At 64.1% G+C, this 24,849-nt stretch carries 21 protein-coding genes; 7 read left to right on the forward strand and 14 right to left on the reverse strand.

What is annotated here, in order from left to right; translation table 11 throughout:
- Window positions 1–148: 148 nt before the first annotated feature.
- Genes HPC46_RS04230 through HPC46_RS04250 form a run of 5 tightly spaced genes read right to left on the reverse strand, consistent with a single transcriptional unit; the run spans window position 149 to window position 5,754 of the window.
- Window positions 149–892 (reverse strand): hypothetical protein, encoded by a 744-nt coding sequence (locus HPC46_RS04230; RefSeq protein ID WP_179467120.1) that lies wholly within the window; start codon window positions 890–892, stop codon window positions 149–151.
- A gap of 23 nt (window positions 893–915) precedes the next feature.
- Window positions 916–2,490 (reverse strand): phytoene desaturase family protein, encoded by a 1,575-nt coding sequence (locus HPC46_RS04235; RefSeq protein ID WP_233716204.1) that lies wholly within the window; start codon window positions 2,488–2,490, stop codon window positions 916–918.
- Window positions 2,487–3,299 (reverse strand): hypothetical protein, encoded by an 813-nt coding sequence (locus HPC46_RS04240; RefSeq protein WP_179467122.1) that lies wholly within the window; start codon window positions 3,297–3,299, stop codon window positions 2,487–2,489. The genes HPC46_RS04235 and HPC46_RS04240 overlap by 4 nt, the downstream gene beginning before the upstream one ends.
- Window positions 3,296–4,651 (reverse strand): protoporphyrinogen/coproporphyrinogen oxidase, encoded by a 1,356-nt coding sequence (locus HPC46_RS04245; RefSeq protein WP_179467124.1) that lies wholly within the window; start codon window positions 4,649–4,651, stop codon window positions 3,296–3,298. The genes HPC46_RS04240 and HPC46_RS04245 overlap by 4 nt, the downstream gene beginning before the upstream one ends.
- Window positions 4,648–5,754, reverse strand: coding sequence for a spirocyclase AveC family protein (locus HPC46_RS04250; protein ID WP_179467126.1), 1,107 nt, complete (start codon window positions 5,752–5,754; stop codon window positions 4,648–4,650). Before HPC46_RS04250 ends, HPC46_RS04245 begins: the two co-directional genes overlap by 4 nt.
- Before the next feature lie 96 nt (window positions 5,755–5,850).
- On the opposite strand from HPC46_RS04250, the gene HPC46_RS04255 reads away from it, so the two are divergent.
- Both HPC46_RS04255 and HPC46_RS04260 read left to right on the forward strand, forming a co-directional pair.
- Complete coding sequence (locus tag HPC46_RS04255; RefSeq protein WP_179467128.1) at window positions 5,851–6,492, forward strand: TetR/AcrR family transcriptional regulator; 642 nt, start codon at window positions 5,851–5,853, stop codon at window positions 6,490–6,492.
- 61 nt (window positions 6,493–6,553) lie between these two features.
- The gene (locus tag HPC46_RS04260) at window positions 6,554–7,579 is read left to right on the forward strand and encodes an LLM class flavin-dependent oxidoreductase (protein ID WP_179467130.1); all 1,026 of its coding nucleotides are present in this window, start codon (window positions 6,554–6,556) and stop codon (window positions 7,577–7,579) included.
- Between the two features lie 5 nt (window positions 7,580–7,584).
- On the opposite strand, the gene HPC46_RS04265 is transcribed toward HPC46_RS04260, so the two are convergent.
- Entirely contained in the window at window positions 7,585–8,250 is a 666-nt protein-coding gene (locus HPC46_RS04265) for a hypothetical protein (protein ID WP_233716205.1), read from the reverse strand.
- 49 nt (window positions 8,251–8,299) lie between these two features.
- The gene (locus tag HPC46_RS04270) at window positions 8,300–9,451 is read right to left on the reverse strand and encodes an acyl-CoA dehydrogenase family protein (RefSeq protein ID WP_179467135.1); all 1,152 of its coding nucleotides are present in this window, start codon (window positions 9,449–9,451) and stop codon (window positions 8,300–8,302) included.
- Between the two features lie 106 nt (window positions 9,452–9,557).
- On the opposite strand from HPC46_RS04270, the gene HPC46_RS04275 reads away from it, so the two are divergent.
- Both HPC46_RS04275 and HPC46_RS04280 read left to right on the forward strand, forming a co-directional pair.
- Window positions 9,558–10,877: a protoporphyrinogen/coproporphyrinogen oxidase gene (locus tag HPC46_RS04275; protein WP_179467137.1), complete on the forward strand. Its 1,320-nt coding sequence runs from the start codon at window positions 9,558–9,560 to the stop codon at window positions 10,875–10,877.
- Between the two features lie 340 nt (window positions 10,878–11,217).
- On the forward strand, window positions 11,218–12,663 hold the full coding sequence (locus HPC46_RS04280) for a carotenoid oxygenase family protein (RefSeq protein ID WP_233716206.1): 1,446 nt from the start codon (window positions 11,218–11,220) through the stop codon (window positions 12,661–12,663).
- A gap of 22 nt (window positions 12,664–12,685) precedes the next feature.
- Here the strand turns inward: HPC46_RS04280 and HPC46_RS04285 are convergent, their stop codons facing one another.
- Window positions 12,686–14,242 (reverse strand): phytoene desaturase family protein, encoded by a 1,557-nt coding sequence (locus HPC46_RS04285; protein ID WP_325096565.1) that lies wholly within the window; start codon window positions 14,240–14,242, stop codon window positions 12,686–12,688.
- A complete protein-coding gene (locus tag HPC46_RS34845; RefSeq protein WP_233716207.1) occupies window positions 14,242–15,150 on the reverse strand; it encodes a DUF1295 domain-containing protein in 909 nt (302 codons plus the stop codon). Before HPC46_RS34845 ends, HPC46_RS04285 begins: the two co-directional genes overlap by 1 nt.
- A gap of 67 nt (window positions 15,151–15,217) precedes the next feature.
- Here HPC46_RS34845 and HPC46_RS04290 point away from each other — a divergent pair, with 67 nt between their 5' ends.
- Genes HPC46_RS04290 through HPC46_RS04300 form a run of 3 tightly spaced genes read left to right on the forward strand, consistent with a single transcriptional unit; the run spans window position 15,218 to window position 18,656 of the window.
- Window positions 15,218–16,315, forward strand: a complete 1,098-nt coding sequence (locus tag HPC46_RS04290; protein ID WP_233716208.1) for an LLM class flavin-dependent oxidoreductase — start codon at window positions 15,218–15,220, stop codon at window positions 16,313–16,315.
- The gene (locus HPC46_RS04295) at window positions 16,312–17,328 is read left to right on the forward strand and encodes an LLM class flavin-dependent oxidoreductase (protein ID WP_179467143.1); all 1,017 of its coding nucleotides are present in this window, start codon (window positions 16,312–16,314) and stop codon (window positions 17,326–17,328) included. Before HPC46_RS04290 ends, HPC46_RS04295 begins: the two co-directional genes overlap by 4 nt.
- The gene (locus HPC46_RS04300; protein WP_179467145.1) at window positions 17,325–18,656 is read left to right on the forward strand and encodes a protoporphyrinogen/coproporphyrinogen oxidase; all 1,332 of its coding nucleotides are present in this window, start codon (window positions 17,325–17,327) and stop codon (window positions 18,654–18,656) included. Before HPC46_RS04295 ends, HPC46_RS04300 begins: the two co-directional genes overlap by 4 nt.
- On the opposite strand, the gene HPC46_RS04305 is transcribed toward HPC46_RS04300, so the two are convergent.
- The 5 genes from HPC46_RS04305 to HPC46_RS04325 are packed head-to-tail and all read right to left on the reverse strand — an operon-like array spanning window position 18,653 to window position 24,844.
- Window positions 18,653–20,101: an MCE family protein gene (locus tag HPC46_RS04305; RefSeq protein WP_179467147.1), complete on the reverse strand. Its 1,449-nt coding sequence runs from the start codon at window positions 20,099–20,101 to the stop codon at window positions 18,653–18,655. The two genes, HPC46_RS04300 and HPC46_RS04305, sit on opposite strands and share 4 nt — an antisense overlap.
- Window positions 20,102–21,241, reverse strand: coding sequence for an MCE family protein (locus HPC46_RS04310; RefSeq protein ID WP_179467149.1), 1,140 nt, complete (start codon window positions 21,239–21,241; stop codon window positions 20,102–20,104).
- Window positions 21,238–22,557: an MCE family protein gene (locus HPC46_RS04315; protein WP_179467151.1), complete on the reverse strand. Its 1,320-nt coding sequence runs from the start codon at window positions 22,555–22,557 to the stop codon at window positions 21,238–21,240. The genes HPC46_RS04310 and HPC46_RS04315 overlap by 4 nt, the downstream gene beginning before the upstream one ends.
- Entirely contained in the window at window positions 22,554–23,819 is a 1,266-nt protein-coding gene (locus tag HPC46_RS04320) for an MCE family protein (RefSeq protein WP_179467153.1), read from the reverse strand. The genes HPC46_RS04315 and HPC46_RS04320 overlap by 4 nt, the downstream gene beginning before the upstream one ends.
- On the reverse strand, window positions 23,816–24,844 hold the full coding sequence (locus HPC46_RS04325; protein ID WP_179467155.1) for an MCE family protein: 1,029 nt from the start codon (window positions 24,842–24,844) through the stop codon (window positions 23,816–23,818). Before HPC46_RS04325 ends, HPC46_RS04320 begins: the two co-directional genes overlap by 4 nt.
- Between the last annotated feature and the right edge of the window lie 5 nt (window positions 24,845–24,849).

The following is a 24,849-nucleotide window of genomic DNA, read 5'->3' on the forward strand; positions in this document are numbered from 1 at the left end:
ATGAACTGTCGTTAACGGACTTTGGTGAAGCAAATTCGGGCGGACGATGCGTTGTTGGCGCCGGTCAGGGCGGGACCGCCGCGAAGAGCCGCCCGCCGGATCGCGAAGCTGTTCACAGCGATGACGACCGGGACGTCACCGCCGGCTGTCAGCCGACCGGAACTGCCGGTGTGTTCCTAGCGGTGGCGACGGGGGCGGTCTGCTGGCGTTCGTCATCGGCGATCGCCCGCAGCAACAACACGACCGTGATGACGAACCAGCTGAAATACACACACAGCGGAATCCACCAGGAACCCACGCCGTTCCAGGCGAACGGGCCGGACTTGAAGAACGGGATGATGGCGGCCGGGATCCAGATGATCGACACCCAGATGTTGAAATAGCCAAACCAGCGCGGGAATACCGGCTTGTCCCCCTTGTCGAGGAGGACGGCCAGTCCCAGCGCCGCGACCTGGACGCAGGCCGAGGAGATGATGCCGAGGAACGTCAACCAGGCCATGTCGTTGAGCATTTGGACGATCTCCGGGCTCCACTCGTGCAGCCGGTACAGCGCCGTCTGCCAGACCGCGAACGGCAGCAGGAACTCGACGCACAGCAGCCCACCGGAGATCAGCTGGGTTTCGGCGAGAACGGAGCGGACGCCTTCCATGCGGCGTACCTGCGCGGCGATCACCGCGCAGAACGGCACCAGCAGCGCGCACATGAACACGCTGATCACCAGGCCGAGCCGGATCAGGTTGGTGTTCTCGCTGAACTGAGCCACCAGCTGTTCGCGGGTCAGCGACGGTGCCGGCGGCGGGATGAACTTGCAGAGGAACGCGAATGCGGCGGCCCAGGTGAAGATCATCACCGGACCGCACCAGACACAGATCTTCTGGGCGGTGATGTTCATGTGTCGCATGACGTTGGCCCTCTCTAGGATTCGTCGGCGATCGCGGTCTGTGCGGCCAGCCGCCCGCACCAGCCGTTGACGGTGCCGCCGGGATGCGATCCGGCACCGGCCAGATACAGTCCCGGGACGGGGGTCGCATAACCGCCGAGTTCACGGGCGGGCCGGTTGGTGCCTAACCGCAGCGGCGTCATGTCGACGTGGAAGTAGCAACCCTTCGGGGTGCTGAAGCGATCCTCGAAGTCCTTGGGGGTGTGCACGACTCGCCCGATCTCGGCGTCCAGACCGGAGAGGAACCGTTCGGCGGATTTCACGATGGTATGGGTGTAGAGGTCCTTGTTGGCCTCCCACCCACCGATGGGGTCGGCAGGGACATTCGAGTGCAGGTAGAGAACGTCCTGCCCTTCGGGGGCGATCGTCGGGTCGCTGGCCGACAGAACCGCCATGTATACCGGTGGCGACTCGGCGATCTCGCCCCGCTTGGTGGTCAGCAGGTGTTGGTAGTGCTCTTCGAGGGTGCCGGTCATCAACGTGGTGCGGCGCACGTCGAATCCATCGCGCCTTTTGGCTGCCGCCTTGGGATAGTCGATGCGGCCGGCGACGGCGAAGTCGATCTTGAACGCCGCGACGTTGACGCCGTTGGCCGGGATCATGGCCACCTTGTTGGTCAACCGCTGATCGAGTGTGCCCTCCGGCAGGAGCTTGGACAGCGTGACCTGCGGCGCGCAGCTGGCCAAAACGCCGTGGCGGGCCTGTATTTCAGTGCCGTCGGTGAGCCGGACGCCGACGGCGCGGCCACTGGAGAGGGTGATCTCCGCAACGCCTGCGCCCAGGCGGATTTCGCCGTTCTGTGCGGCGATCTTACCCGCAAACGCGTTCATCAGGCCGGTCATTCCGCCCCGTGGGCGCAGGACACCCTGCTTGCGGTGGGTGGCGTGGTATCCCATCAGGTAGACGCCGGTGCCCTCGAGGTCGGCCGGCCCGAGCATGGAGGTCCAGTACGCCCAAAGGCCGCGCATCGCATCGCTTTCGAACGTCTCGGAGATCATCTCGAACACGCTCAGGACGAGCATCTTGGACAGCAGCGCGCGCGATGTGCGATCCGGGACCAGCTTGACGGCCAGTTTGGCCAGATCACCTTTGGTCAGCGTCGGGTACCGGACGACGAGTCGCTCGACGAGATCCATGATCATGTCCAGCGTCGGCTTGATCTCGGCGTAGGTCGTGGCGTCCTTCGGGCTGAAATAACGGATATCGGCAAGAGCCCGGTCGAAGTCCCGGAACAGCAAGAGCGTCTCGCCGTCCTCGTTGATCCACCCGTAGGGGGCATCCAAGGGGATGGGTTGGTAGCCATACCTTTTCAGACCCAGCTCCTCGGTGAGAGGAGTCTGAGCCATCAGCATGTCGTCCATCGCGCCCACCGACAACAGATGGTTGGGAGCCTCCGGCACCCAGGCGCGACTCGCGGAGAGTCCGCCGAGGAACGGCAGCTGGTCGACGACCGCGACCGACCGGCCCGACTCGCCCAGTGTGCACGCCGCGGACAGGCCGTTGTGCCCGGCGCCGATGACGATATAGTCGAAGATGTTGTTGCTCATCATGATTGCACCATTTCGCGGTTGTTGGCGGCGTTCTCCGGCGGGGGAATCAGGCGCAGCTGGCCCGTGCCGAATCGGATCAGGACGTCGGTGGCGAGCAAGCCGAGCACGATGCTGACTGCGGCGGCGATCATGCGCACACCGCTGGGAGCGTCGGTATTGGTGACGGCAAAGTAGGGCATGGCCAGCACCCATGACGACATGTACGTCACGAATGGGACCAATACGATCAACAGCTGGCGGGTGCCGGTGAACAGCCAATCCAGGCGCGTCACCACGACGGCGGCGAACAGCGACCCCAGGCTGTTGATCACCAGCCAGCTGATCGGGAAGCCGGCTACAGTGAACGGCTGGTCGCCGTAGTAGACGTAGAGACCCGAGCCGAGCATCGGGATCTCGAGCAGCACGTTGAGCACACCGAAGACCGCGATGCCCGACCACATTTGAGAGCGGCTGGCGCCCTTGCGAAATGCCTTGGCCATCAGATAAGACAGCCCGCCGAAGAACACGACGTACGCGAGCACCACCCACACCGGCACACTGCGGTCCAAGAAGCGGTAGGCGATCACGCCGTCACCAGGAAAATGACAGTGCCCGAGTACGTCGACGGTGGCCTCGTTGAAGGAACAGAGGTAACCGCCGACGAGCATCAGGAGGAATGTCGGATGGCCGGAGCGCCGCCATTCGATCAGCGCCGCGATGGCGAAGGCGCCCACGACGACGCCGAGGATCACGGTGATGACGAGCTGCGGGGCGCCCGGTGTGGTCATTGTCCACGGCGGTTCGGCGATCGCCAGGTTGATGGTTGTCATGTCGCCGGCACGACCACGCGGTTGGCGAATTGCCGGCTCACCCGAGCGGCGGCTTCCTGTCCACTGACCAGCGCACCGTTGAGGCCCGGGATGCGGTCGAGATCGCTCGCGAACTGAACGCGGGCCCCGTGGTCGATCTTCTTGCGGAAGTCGGCAATCACTTTGAAGCGGCCCTTGCCGAGTACCGGAACCGATTCCGGCCAGCGCATGAGCGCGTACTCCTCGAGCTCACCGGGCACGTTCCCGTAGTAGTAGGCCACGCGTTCCAGGGCATGGTCGAGGAGGTGCTGGTCGTCCTTGTCATCGGTGCGATCGAGGTAGGACGGCGACAGTAGAACGGAGATCAGCCCTTTGCCCGCCGGTGCGCGCCCAGGTGCCTTGTTGTGATCGGCGATCACCGCGATGGTGTCGGGGTCGTCGTAGGGCGAGATCATCGAGAACGTGCCCGGGTCGTCGGGCCTCGCCGAAAAGCCCAGTGAGACGTTCCCGAGCCGGTGATAGCGGGCGGTCTCGTAGAGCCCGCGGTGGTTGTCGTCCATCTGCGGGTACATGGACAGGGCCGGTGCCGCGGTTGTCGCGATGATGGCGGCATCGAATGTCTCGGTGCGTTCGCCACCCGACGACGGCGAGGAGTAGGTCACCTCGACGGTCCCGCCCGAGTCGGTGACATTGGTGACGGTGTGTTCGAGTCGGGTGTCCACCAGGGTCGCGAGTTTCACCGGCAGACCGGCCACGCCGGATGTCAGGTTGAAGACCGATTTGACCAGCATGTTGCGAACAGTCCAGTGCAGCAAGGCAACCGAGGTGTCGTGGTCTTCGTGCACCCAGGTGCCACTGACCAAGGGCGCTGAGATATAGCGCGCGAGCTCGGTGTTCAGCACCCGCTGGCTGTAGTCGAGCACCGTCTCGGTGTCGATTTCCGCCAGTCCGTCATAGGTGTCGTAGCCCAGGGAAGCCCGGTGTTTGAAGACGTCGGCGAACAGGCGAAGGGCCTTGATCTTCGCGGGCCACGAAATCACCTTGGTCGCGATACTCGACCTGATGGGTTTGGCAAGGTCGAGGTAGTGCTGGGTACCTTGCCGCGGCATCCCGAACATCACCGGGGTCTCGACGAATTCTCCTGTGAGCCCCACCTCGTGGATCATCGCGACAGCCTCGCGGTAGGTCCCCAGATAGACCGCGGTCCCCAGATCCATCACGAAGTCGCCCTTGCGGACCGTCCAGATTCGGCCACCGACCCGGTCGCGGGCTTCGAACACGGTGACGGCGAAGCCGGCCTTCTTGAGTTCGTACGCGGCCGCCATGCCGGCGGCACCGCCACCGATCACCGCCGCCGTGCTGTGTGCTGTCATGGATTCCTCTCAGGTAAGAGCTCGGGACGTTCGGGAGCGGACTCCCGTGAGATGGGCTTGGTCGGGTCGGGGCAGTCGAAGGCGGTCGTCGGTCCGCATACGCCGCCGTTACGCCATTCGCGTTCGATGAACGGCTTCGGCATCGGTCCGGAATGCAGTGCGTACAGCGAGTAGGGGATGTTGAAGGCGATGAGGATCGCGAGCTGGCAGTAGCCGGCGATGGCGCAGAACCGTGCGAAGGTCTTGACGCCCTCACGCTTGAAGTTGAGCTTGTCGATGCCGCGCTCGGGCCACGACCGGCCGGTGTCGTCGCGGAAGAAGTGCAGACAGGACAGGATGATGAAAGTTCCTGGCCAGCTGAACATTTCGTAGAGTGGCCACTGATGGTCGGTGCCTGCGAAGATCGTCAGCGCCGGGATCGTCGACGAATAACTGATCAGCTGGGTTCTGGTCATCAGCAGCTCGACGATGATGTCGCCGATGATCATCACCAGGTAGGTCTGCAAGATCAGACGAAGCGCACTCCGGGACGGATCCTTGCGGCGCTGGTACGCCATGTACCTCGAGCCCGCGTACCCGGACATCGCGCACATCCACAGGTAGGCGGTGAAGTACACCATCGGCACCGGGATCAGCTGCCCGTTGCCGGCGCTCCACCATGGGATGTGGGGGAGCCAGCTGCCGAAGTTGACGAACGTTGTCGCGTACTGGAACTGGTAGGTGATCATGTTGATCCAGGGCTCCTGGAAGAACATGAGCCAGCCGGCCAGGAAGAACAGGCCGTCGAAGCTGAATCGGCCGGTGCGGAGTTTGGGGCCGATCACAAAGTGCCACAGGATCCAGCCGGTGATGAGGATCCCGAAGACCACCTCGACGCCGCGGACCAGAATGACGTACCAGGTGGGCTCCTGGCCCCGGCCGAGGGTATTGGGCGTGAAGTCGCCGGACAGCACCCACATCGACCAGCAGTAGGCGATCAATGCCAACCACAGGAAGCCGTGGACAACCCATACCTTGGCCCAATTGCGTGCGGCGTCATCGGGATTCGGACCGGCCGCGACCGGGGTGGATACGCCCGTTGTTAACGGACGTTCATTGGGCATGTGACGACGATAACACCATCGTCTGTTCGTGAACAGACGTTTTCTGTTTCCGAACAGATATCTGTTGGATGACAGATGATGGGATAGACTCCGGTTGTGGTCGCGGTCGTGAAGCGCCAGCCCAAGTCGAACCGGGAACGCGTCGAGGAATCCACCCTCGCGCTGGTCGCCTCGGCGATCGAGCTGTTCGCCAAGCAGGGTTACGAGCGCACCACCGCCGCGGAGATCGGGACCAACGCCGGCTTCAGCCGCAATATGGTGCGCGATCGATACGGATCGAAAGACGCCCTGCTGCAGACCGTTTTCGAGCAGTTCGCTCGTCAACTGCTGCCCGCGGTGCGCCGTGAACGCACGGGAACGGGACTCGACCACGTGCTCGGGCAACTCGACGATCTCCTCGACGCCGTCGAGCGGGAACCCGAAACCATGCGCGCGATGATCGTTTTGACGTTCGAGACGCCCGGCCCGTTGCAGGGGTTCGCGGGCTGGTTCGACCGGTTGATCGCCGAGTACGAATCCGAGTTGACGGCCCACCTGTCGACCGGTCAGGGCGACGGTTCGGTCCGGCCGGATCTCGATCCCGCCCGCGAGGCCGAGATATTCGTGTCGTATGCGATCGGGCTGTGCTTCCGATCGGCGCTTCGGCGCGACGGCTATGACTTCGCCGGTGAGATCCGGGCATTCCGGAACCGGATCGCGGCACAGTACGCGATTCCGCGGGGTCGGCGACGCGAATAGTCCGAAAACGATCGTTTACACCGCGCTATAGTCATCTGCACCGACCAATTCGGAGGTGCTCATGAGTCGTATCGGTGTGTCGCTACCGATGCTCAACCAGCCTTACGGCCGCTACCCAGAGCTCGCGGCGCTCGCGGATGACGCCGGATTCGATTCGTTGTGGGACTACGAATTCTTCCGCAATCCCTTCATCACCCATGCACTCAACGCCAGAGCGACGTCACGCATTCAGCTGGCAACCGGGATCGCAACGGCCGCAAGCCGCACCCCGTTCGAGATGGCGAACGCCGCGGCTGACGTCGACGAAATCTCTGGCGGGCGGGCGATATTGGGGATCAGCACCGGCGGGGCCGGATGGACCGATGTGTACAACGGGGCCGATATCAGCCATCCGCTGCCCAGGATGCGGGAGTACATCGACGCGGTTCGCAAGGTGTGGCGGCACTTCGAGACTGGCGAACCGATCGAACACGAGGGCCGCTTCCTGTCGCTGGCGCAGCCGCCCTTCAATCCGTGGGGAGGGCGAACACTGGCACGGCCGCGGATACCCATCTACCTGGGGTCACTCAAACCGGCGATGCTGCAGATGGCGGGAGAAGTGGCCGACGGAGTGCTGGGCTACCTCAACACGCCCAGTTTCGTCAGCGAGCATGTCCGGCCCAATATCGCTGCGGGAGCGAAGAAGGCGGGGCGGGATCCCGCTGACGTCGATATCGCGTCGCTGATCCTGTGCAGTGTGTCCGAGGATCGTGAGCAGGCTCGGCGGATCGCCCGCATCAACGTCGGCAACTACGTGGCATTCCCGGTCAGCGCCACCGTGATCGAGTTCATGGGACTGCAGGACGACCGGGATGCGGTGGTCCAGGCGCTGTTCACGGAAGGGCCTGCCGGCCTGGAGAAAGCGACGTCGGACGCGCTGCTCGACACGTTCGCGATCAGTGGCACACCCGACGAGGCCCGCGAGCAGTTTGCGCGTTTCGACGGCCTGCTCGAGCACATCGTGTTGCACACCCCGTACGTGCCGCCGATCAGCGGCGCGGAAAGCGATGCGGCGTTTCGCAATATGGTTACGACGTTCGCCCGCTGACGTGTTCAGCCGCGTGCTGCGCGGGTACTTTCGCCGATCTGCTTGACCAGGGCGCGGTCCACGATGATCGTCGTCGTGATCATCCAGACTGCGTAACCGACAAGAGGGATGTAGATCCCGACGAGACCGTTCCAGGCGAATGGCCCAGTCTTGAAGAACAGCACCACACCTGCGGGGAGGATGAGAAGGGCGACCCAGATCTGCAGGTAGCCGAGCCACCGCGGCAGTACCGGTGCCGGGGACCGATCGATCAGGATGGCGGCGCCGATGGCGATGAGCTGGACCCACAGCGACCAGATGACGGTGACGAACAGGATCCAGCCGAGGTCGTGAAGCGCCTGTGTGATCTCTGGTCCACGACCGTCGTATCGGAATGACGCTGCCATCCATACGCCGATCGGGGTGATGAACTCCAGTGACAGCAGTGCACAGGAGACCATCTGGACATCGGCCAATGCCTTGGCGCCGACGATTCGTTTGAGCTGGCCGCTGATGGCCACCGCCCAGGGCACCAGCAGCGCCGACCCGAGCATGGAGACCACCATGCCGATCTTGATGCCGACGTGGTCGCGGGCATAGCGGGCGACCACTTCACTCGCGGTGTCGCTGGGGGCCGACGGTGGCATGAACCCTGCGATGAACACGAAGGCGCCCAGCCACAGGACGAGCATGGCGGGCCCGGTCCAAATGAGAACGCGTTGAACTCGGTATTCCATTGCGTCAATAGCTCCGAGGTAGTCCGAGGGATCGCTCCGCGACGAAGTTCAGGATCATCTCTTTCGAGACCGGACCCATGTTGAGCATGCGGACGAGCCAGTAGTAAGGCGCCAGCCGGTATTCGTAGGTGACGCCGTTGCCGCCCAGGGTGTTGACCGCTGCGTCGAGTGACTTCAAGCCGGCCGCGGCGCCGAGATACTTGGACATGTTGGCCAACTCGCCGACGTCGCCGCCCGCGTCGTAACCGGCGCAAGCGCGATCGGTGATCGCTCTCGCCGCTTCGACATCGATGTGTGCGGCGGCCAACGGATGGGCCACCGCCTGATGCGCTCCGATCGGTTGGTCCCACACCTGGCGCTGCTTCGCGTAGGTCACCGCGTGGTGCAGGGCGTAGCGACCGACTCCCGTGCAGATCGAACTGGTCAGGATGCGTTCGGTGTTGAGACCGGTGAACGCGACCTTCAAGCCCGAACCCTCCACGCCGATGAGCTGGTCGGCCGGCACCTCGACATCGTCGAAGAACACCAGATGGCTGCGATCGGGCTGGTTCATCACCGTGCGGATCGGCGTCCAGGTCAGGCCCGGCGATGAGGTCTCCACGAGCAACACCGAGAGCCGGCCGGGTCCGCAGTCGGCGGTTGCGGCCACCACCATCACCCAGTCCGCCGATTCCATGCCGGTGATGAAGACCTTCTGCCCGTTGAGGATGTAGCGATCTCCGGTGCGGGTCGCGGTGGTGGCGATGCGATGGCTGTTGGACCCGACGTCCGGTTCGGTGATCGCAAAGGACAGTCTGGTGCTACCAGCCGCGATGCCCGGCAGCCAGCGCTCACGTTGGGCGGGGCTGGCGCTTCGATCCAGGATCGTGCCGGTGACGCCCGCAGAGAAGAGAAGTGCGAGCAGGGGACACCCGGCGAACGCGGTTTCCTCCACGACAGCCGCAAGCTCGGACAGGCCCTGCCCGCCGCCGCCATACTCTTCGGGCAGGTGGACCCCGAGGTAACCGCCGGATCCCATCGCACGCCACAGTTCGCCGCAGTGGCCACCGGCGTCCACCTCGTGCTGGTAGTAGTCGGCACCGCCGAACGAATCGACGAGTTGCCGTACCGCCGAACGGATCTCGGCAAGCTCCGGTGCAGATGTGTGAATCGTCATGTCGGGCCCCTGCGCTGGGATGTTTTTGAGACAGTACGCCGCAAATATCGTAGGGTCAACGGTCGTTAGCAGATCGACTTGTCGACGATCAAAACGGGAGGATGCGATGGTGGTGAGTCGTGTGGCGGTCGTCGGAGCCGGCCTCGGCGGGCTGACGGCCGCGTACCGGCTGAAGCAAGCAGGGTGTGACGTCGACGTCTTTGAAGCGACCCGTACCGCGGGTGGGAGGGTGCAGACCGTACGCGAGCGCGGTTACGCGATCGACACCGGCGCATCCGCGCTGGGCTCCACCTATCACGGATATCTGCGGCTGGCCGACGAGCTGGGCATCGAAATCGTCGATACCGCACCATATGTCGGGATCCAACGGAGCGGCACGATCCATCTGCTGGACATGACCAGGATGGCTCGCACCGGTATCCGCACGCCGCTGCTGTCGCTGGGCGCCAAGGCGCGGGTGGCCCGACTGGCGGTGGACGTCACGATGGCCAAGCTGCGCGGACGGCTGGACTACGCCGACATGGCCAAGTCCGCACCTCTGGACACCGAGAGTGCGCGTGGTTATGCCGTGCGGGCACTCGGTGCGGAACTGGACAGCTACCTGTGTGAGCCGATCGTGCGGACGATGCTCATCGCGAACTCCGACAAAGTATCCAAGGTCGAGCTGTTCTCCGGCATCGCCAACATCTTCACGGCGAAGATCCAGACGGTGGCCGGCGGCCAGGCGCGCATGGTGGACGCGCTGTGCGAACGCGTTCCGGTGCAACTCGCGACGCCGGTGACGGAGGTGCGACGCCTGCCGGGTGGTGGGGTCCGGGTCAGTCGCCCGACCGGCGTCTCGGACTACGACGGCGCAGTGGTGAGCTGCGTGCTCCCCGAAGCGGTTGCCATCTGCCCCGACGATCGGGATCTGCTCGAATCGCTTTCGGACAGTCTCGATTACACCCAATGCATCAGCGTCGCGATCGGGACCAGCCGGCCCCCCGACTGTCCGGCCTTTCTGTTGATGTACCCGTCATCGGAGAACCCGGACATCGCCCTGATCTTCTTGGATCACAACAAGTCGCGCGATCGTGCGCCCGCAGGCCGAGGGCTGTTGAGCTGTCTATGGGAGACCGGGGCATCCGAGAGAATGATCGACGCACCCGACGAGGTGCTGGTCGAACACACGCTGGCGAGCGTGTTCGCGTCGTTTCCGGAACTGCGGGCAACGGTGGACTACGCGCACGTCACGCGCTGGCGGCGCGCGTTGCCGTTCACGCGACTCGGTTCGTATCGGGAGATCGGGCGGCTCAACGCCCTTCTCGATCCGAAGTCGCCGGTCCAGTACGCCGCCGATTTCATGTCAGCTGCGGGGCAGAACACCGCGGTCGAGTTCGGTACCCGGGCGGCCGAGCATCTACTCGACGGGGCGTTGCGGCGGTAGCTCGGACCGCAGATCGGGTACGCGAGTGATCGTTTACAGACTGTGATATGTCCGACAAGAGTCGGGATTTCGAACATGGCGTGTCGCGGCTTCCGGCCAAAAGAGTAGCTCTGAAGTGCTTTGATCCTGAAACGGCGTAAGACTGCTGGCGGTCAGCAACTGTCCGGTACGGCGTCGGCGAGGGTCATATTGTGAGCGATCGTTTACATTTTCTCGCCTCCTGACTAGCATCGACACCATGGACGTCCAGTGCCGGGCGTTCCGATCACCTCGACGAACAGGACAGCCGATGAGCTATGCGTTACCGGACTCGGTGACTACCAAGGGGCCATTTGCGCCGATGCGTTTCGAAGCGACCGTGGAAGAGTGCATCGTCACTCACGGCGAGATTCCCAAGGATCTGGCCGGCGGCATTTATCGGACCGGGCCGTGCTGGAAGCGCCCGTTCGCCCAGGGCGGTACCCCCCTGCTGGCCATGGACGGCATGGTGCAGGGCCTCGTCTTCGAGAACGGCCGTGCCGACTTCCGCAACCGGTGGATCCGTACGCCTAAGTACCTGCTCGAAGAGAAGTACGGCCGGAGCATGTTCGAGTACTCTGATGGCGGCTTCGGCGACTACCGCGACTACGGTTATGGCACGGTCAAGCGCACGCCGGAGAACGCGCACACGCCGCAGGGCACGAACTTCATCAACATCTTCCCGCATCGCGGTGAGCTCATCGCCTCAGGTGAGCTCGGCGGCCCACCCAGCGTGATCGATCCGATCACGTTGGAGACCAAGGGCATTGTCGACTGGGCGCCCGCGATGTCGCGGGGCATCCACGACAAGGTCGCCTACGGCGACGGCGCCTTCTGCGCCCACCCGAAGTGGGATGAGGACAGCGGGATCCTGTACGGCTGGACCTACGGCGACCAGGCGCCCTACATCACCATGCACTACATCCAGCCGGACGGCACGGTGCTCTCGCGTGCGCTCGACGATGCACCGTACAACACTGTGGCCCACGATATCTGGCTGACGCCCGAGTGGGTGGTGATGCCTTTCCAGCCCTTCATCATCGATGCCAAGAGGAATGAGAAGGGAAAGCCGGTCTTCGGCTGGGAGGTCGACCTGCCGATCACGCTCGCACTGATTCCGCGCCACGACATCAACGGCGAGGTGCGCTGGATCAAGACCGGTCTCGAGCCGCAGTACGTCATGCACACGATGACCGCCAACCTCCGCGGCGACAAGCTCGTGCTCGACGCGCCGATCTTCCAAGAGCCGCCGTTCCCGATGGAGAACAACTTCAACGAGGGCGATCAGGCCGCGCTGTTCTTCTCCAATGCGGCAAGCTATCTGGGCCGCTGGACCGTCGACCTCACGACCGGCGCGACCACAGCAGAACAGCTGTCCGATCTACCGTCGGAGATCGGGAAGGTCGACCAGCGCTACTACGGCAAGGGGCACCGCTACGGCTTCCAGATCGGCGGTCAGCCCAAGCGCCGCGGTATGCGGATGGACAGCTTGATCCGCAACGACGTCGAGAAGTGCACCGAAGAGGTCTATCAGATCCGGGATGACAAGGCGCTGGCCGCCGTTCTGGAAGGCTCGTTCGCCCCGCGCACCAAGGATTCCGCCGAGGGCGACGGCTACATCATCGTGCCGGTCGCCTGGTGGGGCGAGCGCAAGGGCGAATTCCAGATCTTCGATACCGACGACATCACCGCCGGACCCATCTGCAAGATCGAACTGCCGTTCCACATGGGCTGGACGCCACACGGGCACTGGATGGACTTCCGCTGACCGCATACCGCACGGCGGGAGCTCAGAGCGCTTTGAGCACCTGTCGTGCGGTGGTGCGGCCGGCCCAACCGTGCACCCCGCCCATGGGATGCGCGCCGGCGCCCGTGTGCCACAGCCCGGGGATCGGGGTGCGGTAACCCGAGAGCGCCGGCGTCGGCCGGTTCGGACCCATCTGGTTCAGCGACATGTCCACGACCACGTAGCTGCCGTCGTGAGTCATGTCCCGAAGTTCGTTGGGGCTCTTCACCCAGCTGCCGATGACGGCGTCGGCGAAACCGGGCGCGAACCTGTCGAAGGTGCGGATCGCCTGATCGGCGAACGGTTCACGATGGGCCGCCCAGTCGCTGCCGTCGGCGAAGCTGTCCGGCACCGCGGTGCAAAACAGGTACATGGTGTCGCCGGCGCTACCTGCCGGAACCTGGGAACGGTCCGCCGCCGACGGCATCAGCGCCCACATCGGCGTCTCGGCGGGAAGGACGCCGCGCATCGCGCCGTCCAGCGCACGGTCGACGTACGCCCGATCGTCGGCGATCAGCATGTAACTGCCCCACAGCTCGGGCCGCTCGCACAACAGCTCGGGTCGGTGCTCCAGTGCGACATCGATTTTGGTGTTGTTGATACCCCAGCCATTGATGCGGATATTGCGGACCTCGTCCAAGACTGTGTCGGCAACATGTGCGGAATCGACCAAGCCGCACATCAGCGTGACGGGATCGATCGCCCCGATGACCTGGTGTGCCGTCAATGTCTGGCCATCGTCGAGACGGACCCTCGTCGCGATCCCACCGCGAATGACGACTTCTTCGACCGCTGCGCCCGTGCGGGTTTCGCCGCCGTGATGATGCACGCACGCGGTGAGTGCCCTGGTGAACTCCGCCATCCCGCCGATCGGACGTTTGATGCCCCACCCGATGTGCATCATGATGACGCCAAGGACGGCACCCGATCCCGGTTCGCGCAGGGGCGCCTCCGAGCCCGACGCATACACCGCCAGCAGCGACTTGACGGCTTCTGATTCGAAGAGCGTCTCGATGAGTTGGTGCGGTGACGCCATCAGCATGCGGACTACGGGCGCGAGCGACTTGCGCTTGCGCAGCACCCGCCAGCCCAGCTCGGCGACTGTCCGCGCGCGCGGACGGGTGGGGTGATCCATCAGGTAGGGGGCAGCGACGTACCAGAAGTTGCACCACATTGCGCACAGCTCAGCGAATTTGGCCGCGTCGCGCTTCGAGTAGCGACGGATCTCGTCGACCGTGCGGTCCAGCGAGCGCCACAGCCCGATCGACTCGCCCTCGGGTCCAAGATACGAGCCCCAGGGTTCCGGCGTCGCTTGACGCAGGCCGAACGACTCGAGCTTCAGCTCGGTGATGATCGAGGGTTCCAGGTTGGTGAACAGCAGATCGACCGCACACGGATTCATCACGAATCCCGGTGCCGACGTGACGGTCTCCTGCGAGTAGGTCATGCCCCCGAGCCATGGCTTGCGCTCGAGCACGACGACGCGTTTACCGGCCTTGGCCAGATACGCCGCACAAGTCAGACCGTGATGGCCGCCGCCGACGATGATCGCGTCGTACATCACGCCGAGTTGCTGTCGGAGAGCTTGCTGTTGGCGCGCACGGCAATCAGCCGATCGTGGTTGCGCGCCATGGCTTCTCGCGACAGCGGAAGGGGCAGGAACTTCCGGGTGCGTACCATCAGCTCCTGGTACTCCGGTCGCGACCCCATGTAGTTGTCCTGGAACGCCGAACCGAGCACCGACGTCAGCATGATCGTGTTGAGCACCGGGCCCACCACAGTCCACCAGTAGTCTGGATTTCCGGCGACCGCGACCAGCCACATACCCCACCAGACCGTCGTGGTGCCAAAGTAATTCGGATGCCTGCTGTGTGTCCATACGCCGGTGTTGAGATAGCGGGGGCGTTCGGGCAAGGCGAGGAACGACTGCAACTGCGCGTCGGCGACGGTTTCGAAATAGAACCCGACGCCGAACACCACCAGCCCGGCGAAGGCGAGTAAACCGACGCCGCCATTCGGCTCGCGGTTGGCGAGGATGCCGACCACGGCGGGCATCCCGATCAGGACGATGACGACGGCCTGCGGCTCCATCACCCGGAAGAAGCTCTTCCACCAATAGCCGGGGCTCATCTGCTCGACAAAGCCCAGATAGCGTGGATCGCCGCCGTACTTGGGCACATACCGGCGCCAGCGGGCGGCCAGGTACCAGCCGAGACGGCCGCCGTGAAGCATCACCATGAAGAGCAGCAGCGCCGCGGTGACCGATTGGGCGCCGACGATCACATAGGCGAGCAAGGCGGGCACCGCGAACGAGAAACCGTACCAGCCGTCCATCATCGAGTGGTTGCCCTGCAGCAGACCGATCACCCAGAGTGCCGTCACCACGGCGAAGGTGAAGATCGTGCAGAACACGAACACGCTCAGGTTGCTCGACGCGTCCACACCGAGGTGGCTCACTAGCTGATCCATACTGCGACCCTAGCAAGAATGATAACGATCGGTCACAAAAAATGAACCGACTGCTATGGTCTTGTAAATGGCACGATCTCAGAAGGTGTGCACGGACGTTAACAACGAGAGCGTCGAAGGAATGCGTATCGGGCACGGGCACTTCTTCCAGAACCTGGACGGTCGATCGGATCATGAGGTGTGGCGCACCGAGATGGCGCTGGCCGATGCGGCTGAGGGCCTCGGCTTCGATTCGGTGTGGGCGGTGGAACACCATTTCGCCGGGTATTCGATGTCGACCGACCCGCTGCAATTCTTGACGTGGGTCGCCGGCCGCACCACCGCCATTCAGCTCGGCACCATGGTGTCGGTCCTGCCCTGGCACGACCCGGTCCGTCTCGCCGAACACATCTGCGTGCTCGACCACCTCTCGGGCGGCCGGCTGATCCTGGGCATGGGGCGTGGGCTGGCGCGCCAGGAGTTCGACGGATTCGGCGTGCCGATGGACCAGTCGCGCGAACTGTTCGACCGCTATGCCGCCGACATTCTCGACGCGTTCGAATCCGGTCGGATCGGTGGTGTCGAGCTGCGCCCGCGGCCGCTGGCGCCGTTGCGGGGCCGGGTCTATGCATCCTCGATCTCACCGGCGTCGGCCGAGACGCTCGCCCGTGTCGGCGCGGGGATGATGATCTTCCTGCAGAAACCCTGGGAACAGACCATCGGAGACGTCGAGCGCTACTCCGAGCAGTATCGCCTGCACCAGGGAAGCGAGCCGCCCAAACCGATGGTCGTCGTCTTCAACGCGTGCCACGAAGACCGTTCGGCCGCAGGCGATCTCTACGAGCAGATCGTTGCGTACTACCGCTCGACGATCGATCACTACGGATTCGCCGATCCCGCGATGGCGACGATCCCCGGCTACGAGTACTACGGCAACATCGCCAGGAGCATCGAAAAGAACGGCCGCGAGACCTTTGCGCGATTCCTCGCCGACCTGCAGCCCTGGGGAACGCCGGACGAGGTGATCGACCAGATTCGCGAGACAGTGCGGCGGACCAACGCCGGCGGACTGATCGTGGTCTCGGCGTTCGGCAACCTCTCGTCCGAAGCCGCCCTGGCCAACCAAAAGCGTTTTGCACGAACCGTCTTACCCGCCCTGAACACAACCCGAGAGGTGTCGCGATGAAACTGGGAATCACCATGCCGAGCCGGACCGCTCCGCTGGAGCGGATCCCGCAGTACGCCACGATGGCCGATGACGCCGGCTTCGAATCCATCTGGACCTACGAGCTCTATCGCAACCCCTTTGTCATGTTGGCCACCTCGGCCATGGCCACCTCGCGGGCCGAGCTCTGCACCGGCCTGGCGACCGCCTTCACCCGCTCACCGTTCGAGGCCGCGAACGCCGCCGCCGACGTCGATGAATTATCCGGCGGCCGAATGAGACTCGGCCTCGGCACCGGTGTTCCCGAGTTCCTCGGCGCCTTCCACTCCACCGATTTCAAGACACCAATCGGTCGCCTGAGCGAATACGTCGACGTGCTCCGCCGGTCCTGGGACTATCTGGCGGGCGAGCAGGTCGCCAACTTCGAGGGCAAGCACTACCAGTTCGCGGCACCGCCGATCAACCCGTGGGGTCTGCGCGAACCGGCGACCAGGCAGATCCCGATCCTGGTGGCGGGCATGCGACCGAACCTGCTGAGGCTGGTCGGTGCCAAGGCGGACGGCTGGGTGGGCTACCTCTACACACCGAAGTTCTACGAGCAGATCGTCCTGCCCAACGTCACCGAGGGCGCCCGCTCAGCCGGACGTGACGTGGACACGCTGGATCTGTCCTGCGAGATCATCTGCTGTGTCCACCCGGACCGTGATATCGCTATGGCCCGGGCGAAAAAGCATGTGGGCTTCTATATCGCGCACCCGGTTTCCGACGTCGTCGCCGAAATCGAAGGCGTGCTCGATCTGGTCAACGAACTGCGGGTAGCGATGATGCAGAAGGGTCCCGCCGCATTCGAGGACACCCCCGAAGAACTGGTGGAGCTGTTCTCCATCTCGGGCACGCCGGAGGAATGCCGGCAGAAACTCGACCGCTACCGCGACCTTCCGCATCTGGCGCTGCACACGTCCTACGTTCCACCGTTCACCGCCGAAGAATCCGAGGACTGCTACCTCCAGATCATCGACGCGTTCAAACGGTGAGCGACGTCATCGTCGTCGGCGGCGGTCCATCGGGACTGGCTGCCGCGCATCGGCTGACACGTGGGGGGCTCTCGGTTCGAGTGTTGGAGGCGAGCGGGCGTACCGGCGGAAAGATGTCGACCACCCGTCAGTCCGGGTTCGTCATCGACGACGGGGCGTTCTTCATTCCGAGTACCTACCGCACACTGCGCGCGCTGGCCGCCGAGATCGGGATGGCCGACGATCTGGTGCCCGGGCGATTCGTCCTGTCCACGGTGCGGGACGGCGTCGTTCACGATCTCGACGGCGAGCATATGGTTCGGTCGATCGTCGGGACGGGCTTGTTGTCGTCGCGCGCGAAGGCCGAACTCGCCAAACTCGCGCCAGAACTGGTGCGGTCGCGGCTGGCCACCTATGACCGGATGCCCAAGGCCGGTCGCTACGACACCCAGTCGCTCAACGACTGGGCGCGTGCCCATCTCAGCGCCGAACTGCAGGAGTACCTGACCGACACGACGATGCGCGGAATCTTCGCAACTAGCGGTGACAGCGCCTCCCGTGTCGATTTCCTCGCGATCATCACGCTGTTTGCGGGCGCGAACCTGCTGGGCTTCCGAAACGGCATGGCCTCCTTCCCCGAACGGCTGTCGCAGGGATTCGAGTGTGTTGTCCACGCCGACGTTCACGAGGTCGAGGAAGGGCCCGACGGCGTGACGGTGTCCTGGACCGACGCAGACGGGCGCGACCACATCGACTCGGCCGCGGCCTGTGTCGTCGCGACTCCCGGCGAGATGACGGCCAAGATCGTCATCGCCATGAATGATTGGCGCCGCGACTACCTGACCCGAGTCCGCAACGGTCACGTGATCGTGGCCAACATCGCCCTGGGTGCCCGGCCGGCCCGGGAAACGACCTACATCCAGGTGCCGCGCAGTTCGCACCCGTTCCTGACCGGAATCCTGTTCGATCACCACAAGGCGCCCGACCGGGCACCCGCCGACAAGGGTCTGCTGACGGTGGCCCTGCTGGATTCCTGGAGCGAAGACCATCGCGACGATCACGACGACGACATCAGTGCCACAGTTCTCGCCGCGGTCGACGACGTGATTCCCGGCCTCGTCGCACAGACTGAGTTCACCCGCGTCACCCGGTGGCGGCAGGAGTTCAACACGGTGGGCTGCTACCGCGACCTCGGTCGCTTCCGGGAGTCGTGTCAGTCCGACACCCGAGTTCAGCTCGCCGGCGATTCGCAATGCATGCAGAACATCGAATACGCCACCATGACCGGGCTGCGGGCCGCCGACCGGCTGCTGGCCACCGGTCTGTTCGGCGGCCGGCGTTCGGGCTAACCCGCCGGCGGGGTCAGCATCGACTGCCAGGTCTGGTGCGCCTGCGCGTTCTGCGCGAGATTGCTTTGGGTGTACGGCTTTCCGTCCGGGCCGATATAGGTGCCGGTAGCGGGGTCGTACGGTACCGCGTTGATGGACTGGGGAGCCGGCTGCGGTGGCACCGGAGCACTCCCCGTGCGTGGTTGTGGGATCGCCTGGCCCGACAGTGTGGCGTTCGGGTCGCCCTTCCAGTTCTCGCCGTCGTTGAGCGGAACGTATTGCTCGTCGCTTTCGCACATCTTGGCCGTCGGCGCACGCTTGCCCGGCTTGGTCGGGCACGGGGTGTTCTTCACGCCGCGAACACCGAACGTCGCATCTTGTGCGGTGCGGCAGTACATCTCGCCGGGCATGCGGTCGGGGAAGTCGAGCTGGTCCGGGGTGCGCTGTTGCTGGGTCGGCAGGTACCCGGTGGTGCATGCGGGTGGAATGTTGATGTTGAGGTTGAAGCTCAGGTAGAGGCCCCGCATCGCCTGCTTCGTGTCGTGGTTGGGCACTGCGAGCGTGGCGACCTCCGCGACGGTCTGCGGCACGAGCACCAGCAGCTGTTCGACGCTTGCGTTATAGGTCAGGGCCACGTCGGCGATACCCGACAGGTTGGTGAGGATGGTCGGCAGGGTGGGATCGAGCCGGTCGAACAGCTGTTGGCCCTGTGCCGCAGCGGGTCCGGCATTGTCGATGAGTCCGGCGAAGGACTTGTCCTGAGTCTTGAGTTGGGTGGTGATGTCGGCGACCTGGGCGGCCCACGCGTCGATCGAGCTGGAGGTGTCGGTCTGGGTGTCCAGTATCGGCTTTGCTCCGTCGATGAGGGTCGTGAGGGAATCGAGGTTTGCCCGGGCGTCGATCGCCAGCGCGGTCGAGCCTTTGACGATGCGGGACAGCTCAGGTCCCAACCCGCCTATGGCTGTGTAACTTTCGTTGATGACGGTGGTCAGCGAGTCGCCGGGTATCGCGTCCAGACCGGAATTGGCCGAGTCGAGCAGGCTGTTGATGTCCGGCGGTACCGACGTATCCGCCATCGGGATCACATCGCCGTCCTTGAGTGGTGCGGAATCCGCGCTGCGCGGTATCAGCGCGACGTACTGCTCGCCCACCGCAGAGACACTGTGCACCTCGGCCTTGACGTCGGACGGGATATCGATACCGGATTTGAGCGACAACGTGGCCGCGACGCCGTTCGGCGTGACCTTCACGCTGTCGATGCGGCCGACCTCGACCCCGCGGTAGGTGACATTGCCGGTGGCATACAGGCCGCCGGAGCGCGGCAGATCCACCGTGACGGTATAGCGGCTGACGCCGAACAGCAGCACGGGGAGCTTGATATAGCCGAACACCATGATCAGTGCGGCGATCAGGCTCACGGTGCTGAAGATGGCCAACTGGATCTTGATGCCTCTGTTCAGGTGCATCTACGGTCCCTGGTCGAGGTGGTAGGGCGCCACCAGCGGATTGCCGGCGGTGTAAGGGCTGGGCATCTGTCCGATCGTGCGGCCCCACTGCATCTCCAGCTCGGTGAGGTCGCCCTCCCATCGGGTGCCGGTGAAGATCGAGGAGTCGATTCGGCTCAGCGTCAAGTCGACGATGGCGGTGAGGTTGGCGTAGTCGCCGCGGAACCAGTTCAGCAGATTGTCTTTGGGCCACGGGAACGTGGCCAGTTGGCCCAGCGACCGGGTCATGTCCGGGCCGGCGTCGGCAAGGGATTTCAGCACGGGTGCGATATTGCGTAGGTTGGCCACCAGGCTGTCGCGGGTCTGGTGTGTGACGTCAGCGGCCACCGCACTGAACTTGCCGAACTTGTCGATCGCCGAGATGAGCGTGTCGCGTTGCTTGTTGAGCTCGGCGAGAGCATCTGGGATGGTGTGTAACGCATTGTCCAGCACAGGTTTTTGTTCGGCGATTTGCCCGACCAGCCTGTTGAGGCTGGTATTCGCTTCGATGATATCGGTGGTCTGTTCGCGCAACTTGCCGACGAAGATATCGAGCTGGGTGATGAAACTCCGGAGCTCCTCGGCTCGACCGGTGAACGCCGTCGCGAAGGCCTTGGTGATGTCCTGCAGCTGCCCGATCCCGCCACCGTTCAGCAACAGTGACAGCGAGCCGAGGGTTTGTTCGGTGGTCGGGTAGGCGCCCGCCGAGGACAGCGGAATCAGTGACCCTTGGTGCAGGTGGCCACGAGGCGGTTGGTCTGTCGGAGCGGCCAATTCGACGTGGAGGGTGCCGAGCAGGCTGGTCATGCCGACCTTGGCAGTGGCGTTCTCCGGCAGATCGACGTTTCCGTTGATGCGCATCGTCACCAGCGCGTGCCAACCCTGTCGTTGGATCTCGGTGATGTGCCCGACGGTGACGTCACCGACGCGAACACGTTGATTGCGTTGGATATTCGTCACATCCGGCATCTGAGCGCGGACCTCGAACGAGCCGGGACCGTTACCCTCGGTGCCCGGTAGCGGCAGGGAGTTCGCCCCTTCCCACTCGGAGCATCCGGACAGTGTTGTGGCCGCGAGCGAGATCGCGGCCGTCGCGAGAAGCGTTGTGCCGCGGCGCCTCACGATCCGCCCCCGGGCGGGGTCATCATCCCGGTCAACCCGGAGTCCGGGTTGGTCGCGACGGCCTCGGCAGGCAGCGGCGCCGGGTTGTCCGCCGGGGGAGCCGGAGTCGCGGCCGGCGGCGCCGGATTACCCGGCGGCGGTGCCGGCCGGTAGTCGGGTCGCAGCCAATCCTCGCTGTACGTCACCTCGTTGGGGCGCGCAGTGGCCCCGACAAATGGATTGAGACCGAACGGCAAGAAGTTGAACTGTCGGTTCTTCATGATCGGAGCGAGATACTGAACACACAGTTTTGCCGACTGCTCGGCGCCCAGCCGAGACGCCGCCTGCACGGCCCCACACAGGAACGACACCGGATTGGCGAAGTTGTTCAGCGCGAGAATACCGGTGAGCGCGTTCTGTGCAGGCTGGTAGATGTTGGAGAGATTCTGCACTGTCGTCGGTCCGATGTGCAGGAACTGCTGGATCTCATCCCGGCTCTCGCCGAGCGCGGCAGCCAGCGTCGCCAGTTGGTCAGAAGTGGTACCGACCGCTTCGGTGTTCTCCGTGAGAAACGCTCTGACATCTGTCACAGCGGTGTTGAGGTCACCGATCGCCTGACCGATTTCGTTGGGGGAGTTGGCGACAAGACCGCTCACCGCCGCGAGATTACCGTTGAGCATCCGCATCACGTCGGTGCTGGCCTGCAGGGCGGTGACGAGAGTCGACAAGCTCTTGATGGTTCCGAAGATGTCCCTGCTGTGGTCGCCGAGCGCCGAGAACGCCTCGGACATCTTGATGATGGCCCGCCGGATATCGGCACCCTGGCCACGCAGGTTGTCCGCGGTGGTGTTGAGGAAGGCGCCAAGCGGGCTCACACCGCCGGGCTCGTCGGGCTGCAATGTCTGCGTGAGCTTTTCGAGTTGCTCGCGCAGGTCGTCCCATTCGACCGGCACGAGAGTTCGGTTCAGCGGGATCACCCCACCGGGCTTCATTGCGGGGCCGCTGGTGTAGGCGGGAGTGAGCTGAATGGCCCGAGCGGTCACCAGCGACGGTGCCAGGATCGCTGCCTGGACGTCCGCGGGAACCTTGAACTTCTTGTCGACCCAGAACTTCACCTTGACCGACTCCGGCTGGGGTTCGATCGACTCGATCGCGCCCACCGGAACGCCGAGGATGCGGATCTCGTCACCGGGGAAGACACCGTTGCTGTTGTCGAAATAGGCCGTCAGATGAACCCGATTGGCGGTGAAGGCCGTCCGCAGCAGCAGGCCGGCGCCGACGACCAGCGTCAGGATCAGCGTGACCGAGACCAGTATTGTGATACCGCGTTTGCTCATGGCTGATCCGGCTCGACGAGGAACGGTTGCGGTGTCGGTGGAGGTCCGATGACAGCGGGCGGCCCGGGCGGTGGCCCACCCGGTGCCGGAGCGGGCAGCGGCGGACGATACGGGTACCGCGGGTCACCGGGGTTGCCGGTGATCGCCTCCGGTAGCGACAGGTTCGGCTCGCCGCCCTGGCCGGTGCGGGGGAACGGCATCGGGAGGGGCGGCGTGCCCGGCTGGCCTACTTGAGGATCAGCCAGCTGTGACGGCAAGAGCACATTGGGGTCGACGCCCAGATCGGAGAATGCGGCATCGATGAAGGGCTGAACGAACTGTCCGGGAAGTAGATTGGCGAGGTAAGCCTTGAAGAACGGTCCGGACGACAAGGTCTCCCCGAACGACATCGCATAGGCATTCAGCAGCTTCAGCGATTGCTGGACGTTGCCTTTGTACTTGTTGACCAGCGCCAGGACACCGTTGAGCTTGTCGAGCGCCGGCTTCAGCTTGCCCCGGTTGTCGGCGACGAATCCGGACAATTGCGTGGAGACGGCCGACAAATGCCCCGCGATGGCGTCAAGTGATCCGCTCTGGGTCTGTAACGTCGCCAGGAGTGCGTTGGTGTCGTTGATGAGACTCGCGACATCGGAACTGCGTTGCGCCAGAACCGTTGTCGCCTTATTGGCGTTGGTGAGTAAGCTGCGCAGCTCTTGATCCCGCTTGCCCAGAGTATCGGAGAACCGCGCCACACCCGCCACCGCGACCTGCAGATCCGCCGGGGTGTCTTTGAAGGTTTCGGCCAGGGTGGACAACGAGTCGGACAGCTGGTTGGTGTCCAATCCACTGATTGCGGTGGCGACATCGCCGAGCGCATCGGGAAGCTGGTAAGGCGGTGTGGTGCGATCAACCGGGATAGGACCGGCCAGCGTCCCCTCTCCGCGCGGGGTGACCTCGAGGATCTTGGAACCCAGCAATGTCCGCGTCTTGATGGCGGCCTCGGTGCGATCACCCAGCGGCATGTCCTTGTCGACCTCGAAGGTGACCAGGACACGGTTGCCGTCCAGTTCCAGGTCGGTGACCTGACCGATCTTGAATCCGGATACCTGCACCGGGGCATCGACTGCCAGACCACCTGTTTCGCTGAAGTATGCGGAGTAGGTCTGCCCGTTGTTGAAGAAGGGCAGGCTCTTGTACTGCAGCGCTCCCACCATGACGACGGCGAGCACGGTGACGCCTACGCCCCCGATGATGAGTGGATTGCGTTCGGAGAAGCTTTTCACTTCGGCGCGCACCTCCCGGTGTCCTGCCCGGCCATCTTGATGTAAACCGGTTGGCCGCCTTTACCGTTCATCTTGAGGAACAGATCGCACAGGTAGAAGCTGAAGAAGTCGCCATACACGCCTTGTCTGGCCAGCGCGCGGTACGCGTCGGGCAACGTCGCCAGCAGGTGGTCGAGGAAGTCATAGTCGCCCATCGCCAAGCCCGCGACCCGGTCGGTCTGTGCGACGGTATCGCGCAATGGGGGACGGGCAGCAGACATCAGATCGGCGATCGACTGCGTCGCGGCATTGGTGTAGGCGACCGCGTTGGTGATGTCGTCCCGCCGGGCCGAGAGGCCCTTCACGAGTTCGGACGTGGCCGACCACGCTTTGTCGAATTGCTTGTTCTGGTCAGCGAGTGAACCGAGTACGACATTCAAATTGTGAATGACCTCTCCGATGAGGTCGTCGCGGTCGGCCAGTGTGCTGGTGAACTGCGCGGTTTGGCTCAGGAACGAGTTGATGGTGCCACCCTGCCCCTGCAAAGCCTGGATCAATTGCCCGGTAAGGGCATTGACCTGTTCGGGATCCAATGCGCGGAACAACGGCCGGAACCCACCGATGAGCGCGTCGAGGTCGACCGAGGGAGCGGTCTGACTGACGGGAATGGTCTGTCCCGGGAGCAGCCGCTTGGTGTCGCCGGCGCCCTCCTGGAGCTCGAGGTAGCGGTCGCCCAGCGGATTGTCCCAACGGATGACCGCGCGTGAGCCGTGCGTCAGGACCACCGACTGGTCGGTGGTGAATTCGACCGTGACGATGGTGTCGGGGCGGATCGAGATGTCGCTCACCTTGCCGACTTCCACGCCGGCGATCCGGACGAAGGCGCCGGACTTCAACCCGGTGATATCGCTGAACTCGGCCCGGTAGGTGTCCTCGTCCTGGAATCTCAGCTGCGCGAAGATCGCGAAGATCGCGAAGATGCCCAGCACGCAGACCATCACGAAGATGGCGAGTCGCCAGACGGCGCCTGCCAGGTTGTCTCGCACCTACT

Origin of the sequence: Mycolicibacterium vinylchloridicum (assembly GCF_013404075.1) — a bacterium.
Classification (GTDB): Bacteria; Actinomycetota; Actinomycetes; order Mycobacteriales; family Mycobacteriaceae; genus Mycobacterium; species Mycobacterium vinylchloridicum.

Coding starts and splice junctions, on each gene's coding strand:
- HPC46_RS04230 (WP_179467120.1), bottom strand. CDS start 892: ATGAACATCACCGCCCAGAAGATCTGTGTCTGGTGCGGTCCGGTGATG.
- HPC46_RS04235 (WP_233716204.1), bottom strand. CDS start 2,490: ATGATGAGCAACAACATCTTCGACTATATCGTCATCGGCGCCGGGCAC.
- HPC46_RS04240 (WP_179467122.1), bottom strand. CDS start 3,299: ATGACAACCATCAACCTGGCGATCGCCGAACCGCCGTGGACAATGACC.
- HPC46_RS04245 (WP_179467124.1), bottom strand. CDS start 4,651: ATGACAGCACACAGCACGGCGGCGGTGATCGGTGGCGGTGCCGCCGGC.
- HPC46_RS04250 (WP_179467126.1), bottom strand. CDS start 5,754: ATGCCCAATGAACGTCCGTTAACAACGGGCGTATCCACCCCGGTCGCG.
- HPC46_RS04260 (WP_179467130.1), top strand. CDS start 6,554: ATGAGTCGTATCGGTGTGTCGCTACCGATGCTCAACCAGCCTTACGGC.
- HPC46_RS04265 (WP_233716205.1), bottom strand. CDS start 8,250: ATGCTCGTCCTGTGGCTGGGCGCCTTCGTGTTCATCGCAGGGTTCATG.
- HPC46_RS04270 (WP_179467135.1), bottom strand. CDS start 9,451: ATGACGATTCACACATCTGCACCGGAGCTTGCCGAGATCCGTTCGGCG.
- HPC46_RS04275 (WP_179467137.1), top strand. CDS start 9,558: ATGGTGGTGAGTCGTGTGGCGGTCGTCGGAGCCGGCCTCGGCGGGCTG.
- HPC46_RS04280 (WP_233716206.1), top strand. CDS start 11,218: ATGCGTTTCGAAGCGACCGTGGAAGAGTGCATCGTCACTCACGGCGAG.
- HPC46_RS04285 (WP_325096565.1), bottom strand. CDS start 14,242: ATGTACGACGCGATCATCGTCGGCGGCGGCCATCACGGTCTGACTTGT.
- HPC46_RS34845 (WP_233716207.1), bottom strand. CDS start 15,150: ATGGATCAGCTAGTGAGCCACCTCGGTGTGGACGCGTCGAGCAACCTG.
- HPC46_RS04290 (WP_233716208.1), top strand. CDS start 15,218: ATGGCACGATCTCAGAAGGTGTGCACGGACGTTAACAACGAGAGCGTC.
- HPC46_RS04295 (WP_179467143.1), top strand. CDS start 16,312: ATGAAACTGGGAATCACCATGCCGAGCCGGACCGCTCCGCTGGAGCGG.
- HPC46_RS04305 (WP_179467147.1), bottom strand. CDS start 20,101: ATGCACCTGAACAGAGGCATCAAGATCCAGTTGGCCATCTTCAGCACC.
- HPC46_RS04315 (WP_179467151.1), bottom strand. CDS start 22,557: ATGAGCAAACGCGGTATCACAATACTGGTCTCGGTCACGCTGATCCTG.